The 15,568-nt window shown below is 62.9% G+C and carries 12 protein-coding genes; 5 read left to right on the top strand and 7 right to left on the bottom strand.

What is annotated here, in order from left to right:
- Positions 1-541 precede the first annotated feature (541 nt).
- On the top strand, positions 542-2,605 hold the full coding sequence (locus ABIA40_RS33780) for a M23 family metallopeptidase (protein ID WP_271546067.1): 2,064 nt from the start codon (positions 542-544) through the stop codon (positions 2,603-2,605).
- Between the two features lie 102 nt (positions 2,606-2,707).
- Positions 2,708-2,965: a hypothetical protein gene (locus tag ABIA40_RS33775; RefSeq protein WP_271546069.1), complete on the top strand. Its 258-nt coding sequence runs from the start codon at positions 2,708-2,710 to the stop codon at positions 2,963-2,965.
- A 227-nt stretch (positions 2,966-3,192) separates the two neighbouring features.
- Here the strand turns inward: ABIA40_RS33775 and ABIA40_RS33770 are convergent, their stop codons facing one another.
- The 5 genes from ABIA40_RS33770 to ABIA40_RS33750 form a co-directional block, all read right to left on the bottom strand.
- Positions 3,193-5,226: a DUF2272 domain-containing protein gene (locus tag ABIA40_RS33770; RefSeq protein ID WP_404545559.1), complete on the bottom strand. Its 2,034-nt coding sequence runs from the start codon at positions 5,224-5,226 to the stop codon at positions 3,193-3,195.
- Positions 5,227-5,246: 20 nt separating this feature from the next.
- Positions 5,247-6,605, bottom strand: a complete 1,359-nt coding sequence (locus ABIA40_RS33765; RefSeq protein ID WP_271546073.1) for a hypothetical protein — start codon at positions 6,603-6,605, stop codon at positions 5,247-5,249.
- Between the two features lie 89 nt (positions 6,606-6,694).
- Positions 6,695-6,937, bottom strand: coding sequence for a hypothetical protein (locus ABIA40_RS33760; RefSeq protein WP_404545557.1), 243 nt, complete (start codon positions 6,935-6,937; stop codon positions 6,695-6,697).
- Between the two features lie 421 nt (positions 6,938-7,358).
- Positions 7,359-8,096, bottom strand: a complete 738-nt coding sequence (locus ABIA40_RS33755; RefSeq protein ID WP_404545555.1) for a BTAD domain-containing putative transcriptional regulator — start codon at positions 8,094-8,096, stop codon at positions 7,359-7,361.
- 549 nt (positions 8,097-8,645) lie between these two features.
- On the bottom strand, positions 8,646-9,311 hold the full coding sequence (locus tag ABIA40_RS33750) for a helix-turn-helix domain-containing protein (RefSeq protein ID WP_404545553.1): 666 nt from the start codon (positions 9,309-9,311) through the stop codon (positions 8,646-8,648).
- Positions 9,312-9,512: 201 nt separating this feature from the next.
- On the opposite strand from ABIA40_RS33750, the gene ABIA40_RS33745 reads away from it, so the two are divergent.
- Entirely contained in the window at positions 9,513-9,932 is a 420-nt protein-coding gene (locus tag ABIA40_RS33745) for a nuclear transport factor 2 family protein (protein ID WP_271546081.1), read from the top strand.
- Positions 9,933-9,973: 41 nt separating this feature from the next.
- On the opposite strand, the gene clpB is transcribed toward ABIA40_RS33745, so the two are convergent.
- Complete coding sequence (gene clpB / locus ABIA40_RS33740; protein WP_271546083.1) at positions 9,974-12,613, bottom strand: ATP-dependent chaperone ClpB; 2,640 nt, start codon at positions 12,611-12,613, stop codon at positions 9,974-9,976.
- A gap of 239 nt (positions 12,614-12,852) precedes the next feature.
- Here clpB and ABIA40_RS33735 point away from each other — a divergent pair, with 239 nt between their 5' ends.
- Positions 12,853-13,641 (top strand): MOSC domain-containing protein, encoded by a 789-nt coding sequence (locus tag ABIA40_RS33735; RefSeq protein ID WP_404545550.1) that lies wholly within the window; start codon positions 12,853-12,855, stop codon positions 13,639-13,641.
- A 118-nt stretch (positions 13,642-13,759) separates the two neighbouring features.
- On the opposite strand, the gene ABIA40_RS33730 is transcribed toward ABIA40_RS33735, so the two are convergent.
- Positions 13,760-14,413, bottom strand: a complete 654-nt coding sequence (locus ABIA40_RS33730) for a TIGR02594 family protein (protein WP_404545548.1) — start codon at positions 14,411-14,413, stop codon at positions 13,760-13,762.
- Between the two features lie 213 nt (positions 14,414-14,626).
- Here ABIA40_RS33730 and ABIA40_RS33725 point away from each other — a divergent pair, with 213 nt between their 5' ends.
- Complete coding sequence (locus ABIA40_RS33725; RefSeq protein WP_404545546.1) at positions 14,627-15,490, top strand: alpha/beta fold hydrolase; 864 nt, start codon at positions 14,627-14,629, stop codon at positions 15,488-15,490.
- Positions 15,491-15,568: the final 78 nt, after the last annotated feature.

Below are 15,568 nucleotides of genomic sequence, written 5' to 3'. Positions count from 1 at the left end.
GGAGAGCGCCTTGGAGCCCTCCCTGGCGGCCTCCCCCGGGGCCCCTCCTCCGCACCCCCGCCACCCCGGGGGCGTGTCGTCCCAAGGGCTGACGGCCCCCCGGCCAGACGCCCGCCTCCCCCGCTATAGGCGGCCCTGCCCCCCACCCCGCCCGAGCTCAGCCCGTGATCTGACGGGGGCCTTTACGGCCCGGCATTTAGGAAACTTTTTCCATATTTGGCGCCGTACTTGAGCCACAATCCCGCGGCGTTCTGATAAGAGACAAGCTTGAATCGCGGGGACGCCTGTGGGGGCTGCCGGCGATTTTCATGGGGTCAGAGGAAGGCGATGTTGCAGATGACGCGACCTTCCTTCGGCATTCGAAAGACATCGAGAGAGCTTTACCCGTCCAGCTGTTCGTAATTTCGGCCGGCCCCATCAAGGGGCTTTCTGGGCGCGGACAGTTGTGCGGCTTGCCTGCTCCGGCGATCCCCGTTCAAGAGGGCAGCCTGGGACAGGTTCGAAACCGGGCATCTTGGGTCGTTGAGTTGGGGGACTTGGGTTGAACCACAGGACGTCACGCGGCACTTACGGGCGTGAGACCGGGATCATCGATCTCGGCCACGAGCCGCCGCTGTCCGTCGATGGTTCTGAAGCCGCGGTGATCGACCGCCGCCGCGTCTCGGTGCAATGGTTCAGCGGGACAATTTTGACCGGACTCTGCGGCGCAGCCCTGATCGGCGGCGCCGTTTTCGCTTCGCTCGACGGCGAGATGACCTTCGCCAAGGTGCCGGAGCGGGTCGAAGGCGCGCTGCGCGGCGCATTCGGCGCCGCCGATCGTGCCGCCACGCTGCACAAGAGCGATCGCCTGCCGCCGCCGAGCGAATCCACCGCTTCGCGCAACGTGATGCGCGTCTCGACGGTTGCCCGCGTCGGCAACCGTGACGTGATGCGGGTGCGTCCGTTCGTGCGGATCGCCGGCAATCTGTCGATGACGACGAGCGATCTGTCGGCAAAGATCCCGCCGTTCAACGCCCAGCGCCTGCTGACCGATGTCGGCTCCGACCCGAAGACGGCGTCCGACGATCCCAACAATCCCGAAGCCGTCGAGCCCGACGCGGAAGTGTCCTTCGTCACCAAGGACCTGTCGCCGGTGCTGCCGAAGGCCAAGATTTCCGCGGTGGTGGCACTCGACGACATCCTGATGCGGGTGCGCGATGCCGCCAATTGGCGCGGCAATGGCGGGGTGCGCTACGCCTCGCTCGCCAACACGGCTGCCGACATCTCCGGCGCGACCGGTCCTTCCGACATCAGAACCGCTTACGCCGCCGAGGCCTCGCCGTCCGACCCCTATGCCGGCTTCGAGACGCGCGTGGTGCCGGAAAATGTCACGTTGCTGCCCAAGACCAAGGAGCAGATCACCGGCGGCAATCCCAACGGCGAACGCGTCCACATGGTCAAGAAGGGCGACAGCGTCGCCGGCGTGCTGCGCGATCTCGGCGCCAATGCCGACGAGATCAAGGCGATCACCGCGACGCTCGGACCGCGCGGCCGCGACGGCGGCCTGAAGGAAGGCGAGAAGCTCCGCATCCTGATGGCGCCGGCAAGCCCCGGCGCCCGCTTGCAGCCCTATCGCGTCGTGGTTGCAAACGACACGATGGTGGAAGCGATCGCGGCGCTGTCCGATCTCGGCAAATACGTCGCCGTCGACGTCTCCAGCATGAACACCGTCGCCGATACTGCGGCCAACGCCAGCAGCGACGACGAGGATGACGATGACGGCTCCGGAGTGCGGCTCTACCAGAGCATCTACGAGACCGCGATGCGCAACAAGGTCCCGATGCCCGTCATCGAGGACATGATCAAGATCTACTCCTACGACGTCGATTTCCAGCGCAAGGTGCAGCCCGGAGATTCCTTCGACGTGTTTTACGCCGGCGAGGACGAGGGCGTGACGTCGAGCGAAAAGAACGAGGTGCTGTTCGCCTCGCTCACCGTCGGCGGCGAGACCAAGAAATACTACCGCTACCAGAGCCCCGACGACGGCCTCGTCGACTATTACGACGAGACCGGCAAGAGCGCGAAGAAGTTCCTGGTCAGAAAGCCCGTCAATAACGCCATCATGCGCTCCGGCTTCGGCGGCCGCCGCCACCCGATCCTCGGCTACGTGAAGATGCATACCGGCGTCGACTGGTCCACCTCCTACGGCACGCCGATCTTCGCCTCCGGCAACGGCATGATCGAGAAGGCCGGCCCCGAGGGCGGTTACGGCAAGTACATCCGCATCAAGCACGCCAACGGCTACGAGACTGCCTACGGCCACATGTCGGCCTTCGCCAAGGGCATGGAGCCCGGCAAGAAGGTGCGGCAGGGCCAGGTGATCGGCTTCGTCGGCTCCTCCGGCCTGTCGACCGGCCCGCACGTCCATTACGAGATCCTGGTCAACGGCCGCTTCGTCGATCCGATGCGCGTGAAGCTGCCGCGCGGCCGTTCGCTGGAGGGCCCGATGCTGGCAAGCTTCGAGAAGGAGCGCGACCGGCTCGACGGCATGATGAGCGGCCGCGGCGGCGCCATCGCCCGCATGTCGGACGCCACCGGCGGGCCGCTGCAGGTCACCAACCGCTAAGCCGGCAAGGCGCCGAGAAGAGTTGCGTACGCGCCTTGCCGGGGGAACCGGCGCGCCGGTTCCCCAGTTAGACGCGGACGGAAGCCAGCAGGAGGATCGCCCATGACGCGCCTCTCACGCGACGATGTCGTCAAAGCCGTGGACCGCGCCGACGACGTCACCATTGCCCAGATCATCGGAACCGGCGCGACCGCTGAGGAGCTTGCTGAGGCCCAGGCCTGGCTCGCCAACGACGAGCCGATGATCAACGACCTGCGCCCGCTGGCGCAGGGCCGGGTGCGCGAGCTGGTGGATATTTTGTCGGAGCTGGAGGAGGAGGAGGACCCGGCCGATCCTGGCGCCGCATCCGCAGTCAGTTAGCAGGCTGGACCCAAAACAACTCCCCCGGAGAGGACGAGGGATACGACGCAGTAAGTCGACGCCCGACTGCTACACACTACGCGACGGCCTACTACAGACCCCTGCGATCCTTGGCGTATATGCCAACGCCTTCGACGTTCTCCCAGCGAATAGTGTGGCGCCATTGCAATCAGCGTTGTCAGGCGTCGCTCCCTGTACCCGTTCGAGACTATGAAATTTCTCCGCCTCTAAGGCAGGCGATTCTCCATGATCGCGAACAGAAGCGCTTCCTGAAACCGGCCACCCTTGACGAAGCCATTTTCGAGGGCGAACGTCCGCTTCGTGACGGAGTTGCCGACGTTGCCACCGATCACGTCAAATTCGTTATCCCGGACTTCGACCACAATATCGCAATGGCCATCATAGTCGCCGCCTTTTTGATGGTCATAGTCAACGCCATCTTCTCGTGCCCAGCAGATGATATCGCCTGCGACCGGCTTGTGAGCGTTGAGGCGCTGACACCAATAGGCCGCCTCGGCGCGGCCGTCGAAATCACGAATACCCTGGCTGATGTAGACAGAATGCTGGGAGGATCCGCGGAACTTGTTCGCTGCACCAGCACCCTTCACGAGAAATGAGATGAAGGCCGCGGACCACGGTTTGTTGGTCCGCCCGTCGGAGCTGAGGTCGCCTACGACGCGCCAGTATGTTCCAATGCGTTCAAAAAAACCTGGCTCCGCTTCCCTGTGGCCCGCCTTGATGGTCGCACCGGCAAGATCGAACGTGTTATTGCCGAAAAAGTCCCACTCACTGGCGGCCATCTCACAGAGCTTGCCGGCGAACCCCGGCTGAGCGCCCGCATCGAAGTCGGGCTCGACACGCAGGAAGAGCTTGTCCGCGCGCTCGTAGCCAAAATCCATCCTGCGAGCGATTTTTATCAGCGCCGATTTTACGTCGAGCGGAGCGCCGAAGAGCCAAGGCCGAATAGCGCTCAGAATCGCAAGCTCCGTTGCTCCGACCTCTTCGGACACGGCAGTCTGGAATGAGGCGTCAGGATTTGCCAGTATCCTGACTGCGTGGGCCGCACCAACCAGCTGCGCAAGATAGAGTTCCGCCGACGTCGGAAGCCTGTCGGGCAACGACGGCTGCAGAACCTTGGTGTCGGCCACGGTCGCCTTTGCTGCGATAAAGGGCTGGGCCAGCGGTTTGAAACGGCTTCTAGCATTCATTCCCGTCGTCCCATCCGCAATCAGTTCATTCCAGTCAGCTGCCTTGATGAGGAAAGGACCAACTTCGTCGCCCTGGACCGCAGCAACATTCTTGATGCCGGTCTCGGTATCCGCAAAAGCCACCAGATGGTGCGCGCTGGTTCCGCTGAATCGCGCAGCGTTCAGGCACATCTGAGCAAAGCCGTCGATGTCGACCTCCGGTTCGGGAATCATAGGCTTGAATATGCCGCCACGGGCAAAGCCACGGCGTTTCGGCTCGGATTGAACCTCAATCTCCCACATCACCCCAACTTCACTGATCTTGAGGCAGGGCAGATCCTCCTCGACGATGTCGGGATCGTCGGCAGGAGCGGCCGTGGCTGTGGGCCGCAACTCAAACGGCCCGGAAGCGAGGAACAGGCCGGTTTCCAGTGGTTTTGTCTGCGCCATGACAGTCGATGACACGCCCCCGACGACAACGCTTGGACCGGCGCCCCCAGCGATGCTGGCGCCTCCGTCGAGGAGCCTTTTCAGCAGCGCCATTGCGCCTACCTGGCTGCTCTTCTTGTTGGGATCGAAAACGTGATCGGCGATGAACTTGCCCTTGGTATAGTGATTTGTGAACGACCACAGATACGGCGAATTGATGCCGGTATTCTGCGTTCGATACCCAAACCCATTGTACTTTTCCAACTCGAACGCAATCCGCTCGATCGGCCAGTCCTTCACCGCGTCGAGGTTGTGCCTCGGCATCGTCAGTGCATCCACGGCACTGTCGATCCACGTGAAGGGAGGCGATCCTGTCGGGGGACGGCCAGCCGGTACGTCAGTCGTGCGCCCGCTCAAGGGATTGCCGTTGTGCAAATGGCGATTCATTTTGCAATCGGCTTCCAGGCTATGGATGATCCCGACGATCGGCCATGGCACGCCGGTTTGCGCCGTCACCTTTTCATAGTCGGCCCGATTGCCCAGAACCCTTGCAACGGCCGTGTCGACGCCTTGAACCTCTTTCACCACCATCGACTGAAACAAACGTGAATATTCGTCTTTGAGGTCAGCAAATTCATTAGCCATGGAAACGTCCCCACGCTCGGTTACTGGACCAGGCCGTCTTTCGTGATCTGTTGCCACAGCTGCTGGTCAATTGCGCTTCCGGCCGCAATCGGCAATCCAAGTGCGGAATAGGCTTTCCGAAGCGCAGTTATCGACGAACGAATGGTTTCCCCCACCGCGACATTGCTCGAAGTGGTACCCAGCTCTGGTGGCAGCGCAATTTTTTCGGTGACGCGCTTGTTTACGCTTTCAATCGCCCGCTTGATGCGCGCACGAACGCTGTCTTCGCCAAATCGGCTAACGATGCCGGTTTCGAATGAATTTGCCAGCGCCTCAACCCTGCACGACTGGACGTCTTTTACGGCCTTTGTCAGGGTCGCCAATTGATCTCCATTCTCGATTACGCCGGGTTTCCTGCTCTGCAGGCCTGACGCCCCCATGAAATCGATCAGAGCCCGTCGCGTCGGAGAGCCTTCGGGACCAAAATCGCCGGTATCATCGACGCAGAGAACGCGCTGGATGTTCCTCGCTTGATCCATACCCATAGTTTTCTCGATATCGGAGAGCACCGTAGGCGTCGGCTTCTTCGGCCCGGGCGTCACGAAGATGGGACGATCCGCGCGCTGCGCCGGAACACCTACCAAGGGAGGCTTGACGCCGAGCGCGCCGGCACCGGCCTGCTGAAATACCATGATCGTCGCGTTGATGTCCGTCTCGATCGTGAACGGCGTGCAGATATTCAAATACGAGCGCATCGCATGAATGGCCGCGGGCCTGTTCTCGATCCTGACCGACTGGAGCTCGACCCTGTACTCGCTTCGTCGCCTCAACACCAACGTCTGCACGGTCGTCTTGTCGACTTCGAGCAGCAAGCGTGAATTGACGTTGATGAAGGTGTCGGCGGCGAGCCCGAAGGCAAGGCCTGCGAGCGTGATCGGGTTAGCGCTCACGCCAGACACGCGCATGATGGCCTGGCTCGCGACGGTGAGATCACCGAGCTCTTTCAGCACCGCGGTGTTGGTTCGACGCCTATCGTCAAGCCAGGCGAGATAAGAGTCGCACCGCCGGTCGACATCGTTGAGTCCTGCCTGCACGAGCAGGTTCCAGTCGTTGGGACTCAGTTGCACGTTTACGCATTGTCCCTCTCTGGTCGAAGTGAGCGACAAGGTCTGCCGGCAAAGCTCCGTCAGATAGATGTCCTGATAATGTGTCGTTGCAACGATGTCTTCGGAGTAAAGCTCCGTGCCGATCCCGTATCGGAAGTACCGCGTCTCGGTCGTATCGCAGCCGCTCAGCAGCAGCCCCAGACACGCGAACGCAACGATTCCCCAAACGCTACGCATCGACGCAATCTCGCAAAATAAATGAAACTCGTGGCGAGCCTCGATCAAATTGCTCAAGACGATTCACACGCCCGCAACCATCGAAGCATCGCTTGGATGGTTGCTGGCGGCTCGTTGCGTGATCGATCTTGCGCACGGCTTGTCTCTCACTGTTCGGGCGTTGGCGGCTCAACGGTCGAAGTCGCCTGCTCTTCATGTGCTTCCGCCGCCACGTTCAGATTGGCGGTGACGATTGCGAAAGCGCGTTGCACGTCGTCGACCACATCGCGCCGCCGCGTATTGATGTTGCGGACGAGAACCCTCCAACCGCCTTCGCCGCTGCCACCGGCGGTTTCCCGCCAGAAGCGCAGAATGAAAACCTGATCCGAGAGCGGCTGTTGTGAGCTCATGGGCCGAGCGTCGCATGGTGTGAACTCGGGAGAATTGCGCGATGGTTCCGGGATGGTCGCCGTCTGGTCACAGTGGCTTGCGGCGAGAATTCCGCAGCGATCGCGCCGCGATCACGGTAGAATCACGATGCGACCGGGCGAGGCAAAGCCCTGCCCGGCCATGGCCAAGCCAAGCCCTGATCAAGCTTGCGATATCAGTCGGATTCGGGGACTGCGGCGCCTGGAGCTTTTCCCGTTCCGATTGAATCGGACCGGGGCTCTCGATTCTTGTTTCACGCGTTTTCTTGGCGCGAACCAGTATCCACTTCGCTCGAAAACGCTCTAAAGCGCGATGCGATTAGGATGAATCGTCATCGCGCTTTAGGTTGTTGTTTGAGCATGATCTTTTCGGAAAACTGCTCACACTTTTCCGGATCATGCTCTAGTTTACTGCCCGCCGCCTCTCGTCGCGGCTCATCAGCTGCATGCGTAAATGCTGAGCGTCATCGGCGTTGTGCAGATTCCTGATCTCGTCAATGATTGCACGCGTCGCTGGAAGCGGAGAAATTCCCAGCTCCTGCTGGATCATGGCGATCCAATGATCGTAGTACCTGATGGCGTCGATACGTCTCTCATCGAGTGCAAGCAAAGTCAGGAGATGACGAACCAGTTCCTCGCGATAGGGATCGAAGCGCAGCGCGTGACGGGCGAGCAGGATCGCATCATGATAGTGGCCACAAAGCCCAAGGCGACGAACGATGGTCATTGCCGACCGCACAAAAAGGGAATGCAGTCGCTCGCGCTCCTCCAATATCCAGTCGGCCTCTTCGCCATCCAGGAATGGCCCCTCGTAGCGGTACAGGACGGCGAGAACCTCCTTCATCGTGGAAGGATCCACGTGCGCCTCAACACCGGTGGGAGCGGCCTGTGCCGCTTCAAGCAGGGCCCAGGTGTCGACGTCCAGCCAAGACGCCCTCTCGAGAATAGTCTCCGAGCCGATGGTCCTGAGGCTATAGCCCTCTCTGTACTCCGGAGCTGACGCGAGCAGCTTTCGCAAGCGCCAGATCGCAGAGTTCACGGCTCGGCGTCCCCTGTCCGTATCGAGCTCCGGCCAAAACAGGTCGATAAGTCGCTCGCGACGATGCGGGCGGTCCGGAAAGGTGAAAAGGAAACCGGCCAATCTCCGTCCGGCTGGACCGAGATCCGACCAAACCTGCTCGTTACCGCGCGCAACCCGGCTGGCCCCCAGCAAACTAACGGTCAACACCGCCGCCCCTCCACGCAAAACACAACAAAAATTGCCTGTGGCGTTCAGTCATCGCAGCTCGAAATTGCGAGCTCAGTCTAAAATTGTCGGTTGCTCAAAGACTCGCATCAAATCCCCGAGCTCGCGGCCGCGGGGGAAATGCCGCCGACCGAGATGCAATTATGGCAACAGAGCCTGTGGTTGTTCAACATCAATTTACACCCAGAGCGGACAACCGCAGTGCGTGTGGCTTTTCAACGACACAACACTACGCCGATACCCGGCCTCCCCTGCAAAAGCGAAAGCCCTATCCGCGCCAGCTGGGAGGGCTTTGATGCGCAGCCGACGCCCCTCACCCTCCGGCTGGTTCACCAGACGCTCCGAACCGAGATTCATGATCAGCGTGTTGCTGAAATCGACGGTGCGGCCCTGGCCATCGGCAGCAGCCGTCGTCGAGCACCTGCAAACAGCACGTTGCAGACATTAATCCGCGCGCACCCGTGCGAACAATTCCGACGGCATCATACCGAACATGTCGCGGAAGGCCGTGCTGAAATGCGCGGAGCTGGAAAAGCCCGCGTCATGCGCGGCCTCGGTCAGCGATTGGCCTTGTGCGACCGCCCGTGCGGCAGCGCCGATCCGGGACCAGATCCGGTAGCGGCGGAGCGGCACACCCGTGACGTCCTTGAACAGATGCAGGAAGCGCGAGGACGAAAGCCCGGCCTTGCGGCTAAGTTCAGCAAGCGTGTGCGAACCGCCGGGCTCCTCGCGCATCCGCTTGATGGCGGCGGCAATTCTTGCATCCGGCTGCGGATTTGATCCAATCCCAAGCATATCGCGGGCTGCTCGCTGCGCGTGCTCTGATGCGAGGCGTCGCTCCGCGATGTCGCAGAACAGCGCGACGACCGACCTCTCGTCGATCAGGTCGAACGCGGCGTTCGATCCCACCTCCTTCATTCGTGAGCGAAGCGCCTCGATATCGCGCCCGAGGGGATCGACAATCAGAAAGGCCGTCCGTCCGGCATCGATGCGGAGATGGTGCAGACTGTTGGGCATGATCAGCACGCTGCGGGTCTGGCGATAAGACGGTGAGCGCGCCCTCGGATCGTTAGCTACGCCTATCGCCCCGTCGAGCGCGACGGCCAGCACGCCGGTGGCATTGCGGTGGGGCGTCAGCCCGAAGGCTGGACCGAGATAGAGCACCCGCGCGTCCCAATCGAGCATCCGCGCCCTCTTCGGTCCGTCGCTGGGCGGCGTGCTGATAGCCAGTTCCTGAAAGCCGGGAGGCGAGGTCATGGCTCATCATAGCGCACCGGCACAGCGCTGCCGATGACCCGGGAGATCATATCGATGGACAGAGTTCTGGTAGATGACGCTGCACAAATCGCCGCAATCCGCGCCGCCGTCACGCGCTACGCGACCGCCTGGCAGGCCGGTGACCGCGCCGCCATCGCCGCCTGCTACCACGATGAATTCATGCTGCACTATGCAGGCCATAACCCGCTCGCCGGCACTCACCACGGCAAGGCGGCCGCGCTTGCCACTCTGGCCGAGGTCGCACGCCGCTCCAACCGAAAACTTCTCGGCATCGATGACGTGATGGCCGGGCCGCGGCGCGGCGCCATTCTCGCACGGGAATCATTCAGCCGGGACGGTCGCACGGCTGAATTGGAACGATTGCTGGTCTATGCCGTGCGTGAAGGCCTGCTGAGCGAATGCTGGGTCTACGACCGCGATCAGGCAGTGGTGGACGCGTTCTTAGCGGATTGAAAACGCCCTCCGCGAGTTTGGCGCGGAGGGCGTGTATTTCATCAGTTCAGCTTCCGTTTAGGCACCGGTGCCTCGAACTGGGTGATCTCCGCGGTCTGCGGCGCCTTGCCGTTGAAGGTCAGCACATTGCCTTCGGACGAGATCGCGACATTGTCGCCGTCCCTGACATCGCCGGCCAGGATCATCTCGGCGAGCGGATCCTGGAGGTAGCGCTGGATCACCCGCTTCAAAGGCCTTGCGCCGTAGGCGGGATCCCAGCCCTTGGCGGCGAGCCAGTCGCGGCCGGCGGCATCGAGGCTCAGCACGATCTTGCGATCGGTCAGGAGCTTCTGCAGGCGTGCGAACTGGATCTCGACGATGCGGCCCATCTCGCTGCGCTGCAGCCGGTGGAACAGGATGATCTCGTCGACGCGGTTGAGGAATTCGGGCCGGAAGTGCGCCCGCACCATTCCCATCACCTGCTCACGCACTGCCGCGGTGTCCTCGCCCTCCGGCTGGTTCACCAGATATTCCGAACCGAGGTTCGAGGTCATGATGATCAGCGTGTTGCGGAAGTCGACGGTGCGGCCCTGGCCGTCGGTCAGGCGGCCGTCGTCGAGCACCTGCAACAGCACGTTGAAGACGTCAGGATGCGCCTTCTCGATCTCGTCGAACAGCACGACCTGATAGGGCCGGCGCCGCACCGCTTCGGTGAGCGCGCCGCCCTCGTCATAGCCGACATAGCCGGGAGGCGCGCCGATCAGCCGCGAGACCGAGTGCTTCTCCATGTATTCGGACATGTCGAGGCGGACCATCGCGGTCTCGTCGTTGAACAGGTACTCCGCGAGAGCCTTGGTCAGCTCGGTCTTGCCGACGCCGGTCGGCCCTAAGAACATGAACGAGCCGGTGGGGCGGTTCGGGTCCTGCAGGCCCGCGCGCGAGCGGCGCACGGCGGTCGCGACAGCACGCACGGCTTCGGCCTGGCCGACGACGCGCTTGCCGAGCTGCTCCTCCATCTTCAGGAGCTTCTCCTTCTCGCCTTCCAGCATCTTGTCGACGGGCACGCCGGTCCAGCGCGAGACCACCTGCGCGATGTGGTTGGCGGTAACAGCCTCCTCCATCATCTCGCCGGCATTCTCCTTGGCTTCGATCTCGGCAAGCTGCTTCTCGAGCTGCGGGATCCGCCCATAGGCCAGCTCGCCGGCCTTCTGGAATTCGCCGCGCCGCTGCGCGTTGGCGAGCTCGACACGCAAGCCGTCGAGCTCGGCCTTCAGCTTCTGGGCGTCGGAGAGCTTGTTCTTCTCCGCGCTCCAGCGCGCCGTCAGCGCCGCCGACTTCTCCTCGAGCTCGGCGAGGTCCTTCTCCAGGGTCTGGAGCCGGGACTTGGAGCCGGGATCGCTCTCCTTCTTCAGCGCCTCCTGCTCGATCTTGAGGCGGATGATCTCGCGGTCGAGCGAATCCAGCTCTTCCGGCTTGGAATCGACCTGCATCTTCAGCCGCGCCGCGGCCTCGTCCATGAGGTCGATCGCCTTGTCAGGCAGGAAGCGGTCGGTGATGTAGCGGTTGGACAGCGTCGTCGCCGCAACAAGCGCGGAATCGGTGATCCGCACGCCGTGATGCTGCTCATACTTGTCCTTCAGCCCGCGCAGGATCGAGATGGTGTCCTCGACCGAGGGCTCGCTGACGAAGATCGGCTGGAACCGCCGGGCCAGCGCGGCGTCCTTCTCGACGTGCTTCTGGTACTCGTCAAGCGTGGTCGCGCCGATGCAGTGCAGCTCGCCGCGCGCGAGCGCCGGCTTGAGCAGGTTGGAGGCGTCCATCGCGCCATCGCCCTTGCCGGCGCCGATCAGCGTGTGCATCTCGTCGATGAACAGGATGAAGGTGCCCTCGCTGCCGGTCACTTCCTGCAGCACGGCCTTCAGCCGCTCCTCGAACTCGCCGCGGTATTTTGCGCCGGCGATCAGTGCGCCCAAGTCGAGCGACAGCAGCTTCTTGTCCTTCAGGCTCTCGGGCACGTCGCCGTTGACGATGCGCAGCGCGAGGCCTTCGGCGATGGCGGTCTTGCCGACGCCGGGCTCGCCGATCAGGACGGGATTGTTCTTGGTCCTTCGCGAGAGCACTTGAATCGTACGGCGGATCTCCTCGTCGCGGCCGATGACCGGATCGAGCTTGCCGTCGCGCGCAGCCTGGGTCAGGTCGCGGGCATATTTCTTCAGGGCGTCATAGGCGTTCTCGGCGGTCGCAGAATCCGCCGTGCGGCCCTTGCGCAGCGCCTCGATCGCGGCGTTGAGGTTTTGCGGCGTGACGCCGCCCTTATTGAGGATTGTGCCGGCCTCGCTGGTCTTCTCCAGCGTCAGGCCGAGCAGCAGCCGCTCGACGGTGACGAAGCTGTCGCCGGCCTTCTCGCCGGCCTTTTCGGCCGCATCGAAAGTGCGGGCCAGCTCGGGCGCGAGATAGATCTGCCCGGCACCGCCGCCGGAGACCTTCGGCACCTTGTTGAGGGCGTCCTCGGTCGCCTTCAGGATTGCACGGGAATTGCCGCCAGCGCGGTCGATCAGACCGGCGGCGAGCCCCTCATTGTCGTCCAAGAGGACCTTCAGCACATGCAGGGTTGAGAACTGCTGGTGCCCCTCGCGCATCGCGAGCGACTGCGCGGACTGGATGAAGCCCCTGGAGCGTTCGGTATACTTCTCGATATTCATCTTTTCTGTCCCTCGGCCTGCCCTCGGGGCCCTCTAAGGCACCCCAAACGGCATCTTCATTGGGTTTCCAATTACCGCATTGACGTTTCTCAACCGGTAACGGTCGTCTTTTGCCGGCGTTGCCGCCAGCCTGAGCCAGATGTGGGAAGCAGGTTGCGGGTGCGAAAGAGGCAACTTCACAATTTCGTGCGCGCGGGAGCGGGCTTGGCGCTGGCAGGCCGAATCCCTTAAGTAGCGGCATGACAGCCAACCATACCGCCGAGATCACCGGCCTCTACCGCTATCCCATCAAGGGCCTGACGCCGGAACGCCTCTCGCACGTTCCTTTGCGGGTCGGTCAGACCCTGCCGGCCGACCGCCGCTACGCCATCGAGAACGGCCCGAGCGGGTTCAACCCCGAGGCGCCCGAATGGAAGCCGAAAATCCAGTTTCTGATGCTGGCGCGCAATGAGCGGCTGGCCGAGCTCGACAGCCGGTTCGACGACGAAACCAACGTGCTGACCATCCGCAAGAACGGCCAGATCGTCGCCAGCGGCGATCTCGAGACCGCCGCCGGGCGCGCCGCCATCGAGGCCTATTTCACGGAGAACTTTCAGCCCGAGTTGAAGGGCCCGCCCAAAATTCTCTCCGGCCGCGACCACAGCTTCTCCGACGTCGCCCGCAAGGTCGTCTCCATCATCAATCTCGACAGCGTCCGCGCCATCGAGACCATGCTCGGCGGCGTCGCCGTGCACCCGCTGCGCTTCCGCGCCAATCTCTACGTGAAAGGCTGGCCGGCCTGGTCGGAGCTCGACCTCGTCGGCCAGACGCTCGCGATCGGACAGGCCCGGCTGAAGGTGATCAAGCGCATCGTCCGCTGCCCAGCCACCAATGTCGACCCCGAGACCGCCAAGCGCGATCTCGAAATTCCGCCCACGCTCTCGCGCCGTCTCGGCCATATGGACTGCGGCATCTATGCCGAGGTGATCGCCGACGGTGACGTCGGCGTCGGCGATGTGGTGGCGGTGGAAGAGCCGAAGCTCATCTAAGCTGCCGTAGGGTGGGCAAAGGCGCTCTTGCGCCGTGCCCACCATCTCGCCGGGCGGAGGGAAGTGGTGGGCACGCTTCGCTTTGCCCACCCTACGAGATCGTCGCTACAGCTCACCGTCAGTTCGGCATCACATACGCATAGATCTTGCCGCGCGAGACCGGGGCTTCGCGGACGCGGTTGCCGTTGTTGCCGGAGATCATGATCGGATTACCCTGCGCGTCGATGCCGGTGATGATGCCGACATGACCGCCGCGGCGGCCGCGCGACATCACGGCGATGGCACCGACCTGCGGACCGGACACACGCGTGCCGTAGCGCGCGAACGAGCTCGCCATGTCGGAGCCGGTGCCTCGATGGCCGGTATGCTCCAGCACCATGTTCATGAACCGCGCGCACCACAGGCGACCGCGGCCGGTCGGATTGCCGCCGATATAGCGGCGCGCCTCGGAGACGAGACCCGATCCTCCGCTGAAGCCTCCGTTCATGCCGACACCGCTGGCATTGGCATTCGGATCATAGCTCGCCTGGGTGTCGGCGAAGCCGCTTGCCTGCAATTGCGCCGCGCTGCGCTCGAAGCGCGAACTGCGGGAATGATGGCCATAGTGACGGTGGTGATGATGTCTGGCGTGATGCACGTAACCGTGCCGCTCTGCGCTATGACGATGATACGGCCGTGCCGAGGCCGGAGAAACGAACACGGCGAACGCCGCGAAGAACAGCGCCAGCGCGACAACACAACGCGACAGGCGAGACGCAAACAACTCGAACATTCTTCATCCTTCTTGACACCCCCACTTCCCGCCGGCCCGTGCAATGGCCGACATCCGTTTGGCCGTTAAGCCGCCCGATGTGGCGAGAAAAAGACGCAGCGCCCGCGAATGGCTGCAATGATTTTGTGTTCGTGCTCGGCGCTGCTGCCGCATTGCCGACAACAGAATTAACTGCGATCCTCGAACACGGGTTGAAACAGAGGGAAACGGTTAATGCCCCATGCCACGACCAGGGACGGCGTCCGCATCTATTTCGAGGAGGCGGGCCAGGGAACGCCGATACTTTTTCTGCACGAATTCGCGGCCGACTACACCAATTGGGAGCCGCAGATGCGCTACTTCTCTCGCGGCCATCGCTGCATCACCTATTCGGCGCGCGGCTACACGCCGTCGGACGTGCCTGACGGCGAGGTCTACACCTACACGCACTTCTACACCGATGCGCTTTCCGTGCTCGATCATCTCGGCATCGAGCGCGCGCATCTCGTCGGTCTTTCGATGGGCGCCTATTCCTCGTTGCAGATCGGGTTGAACGCGCCGCAGCGCGCACTGTCGATGACGCTCGCCGGCGTCGGCTCCGGCTCGGAGCTCGAGAACCTGGAGGCCTGGCGCACGCAGTGCCGCGCCAATGCCGAGCAGTTCGAGACGCTGGGCTCCGCCGAGGTCGCAAAAGTCACGCGCGAGGCGCCGAGCCGGATTCCGTTCCTGGTGAAGGATCCACGCGGGCATGCCGATTTCTACGCCGCACTGGCGCGGCACGATGCCAAGGGATCGGCGCGCACCATGCGCGGATTCCAGGGCGGCCGTCCCTCGATCTACACGATGACGGACGCGATCAGAGGCGTGGCAACACCCGCGCTGATCATCTGCGGCGACGAGGACGAGCCGTGCGTGGGCGCCAGCCTGTTCCTGAAGAAGCACCTGCCCGCGGCGGGGCTCGCGATGTTTCCGAAGTCCGGCCACGTGCTGAACCTGGAGGAGCCCGCGCTGTTCAATGAGAATGTCGAGCGGTTCGTGACGCTGGTGGAAGCAGGACGTTGGCCGGTGCGGGACCCGCAGTCGCTGGCTCCCCACTAGCTGTCATTCCGCGATGCGCCGAAGGCGCAGGCCCGGAATCCATCGGCTGCAGGCGCTGTTGGACGATGGATTCCGGGC

It is taken from the genome of Bradyrhizobium sp. USDA 223 (assembly GCF_044909005.1).
GTDB lineage: Bacteria > Pseudomonadota > Alphaproteobacteria > Rhizobiales > Xanthobacteraceae > Bradyrhizobium > Bradyrhizobium yuanmingense.
The sequence above is the reverse complement of the archived record's forward strand: the minus strand, read 5'-3'. Positions and strand labels throughout refer to the sequence as shown.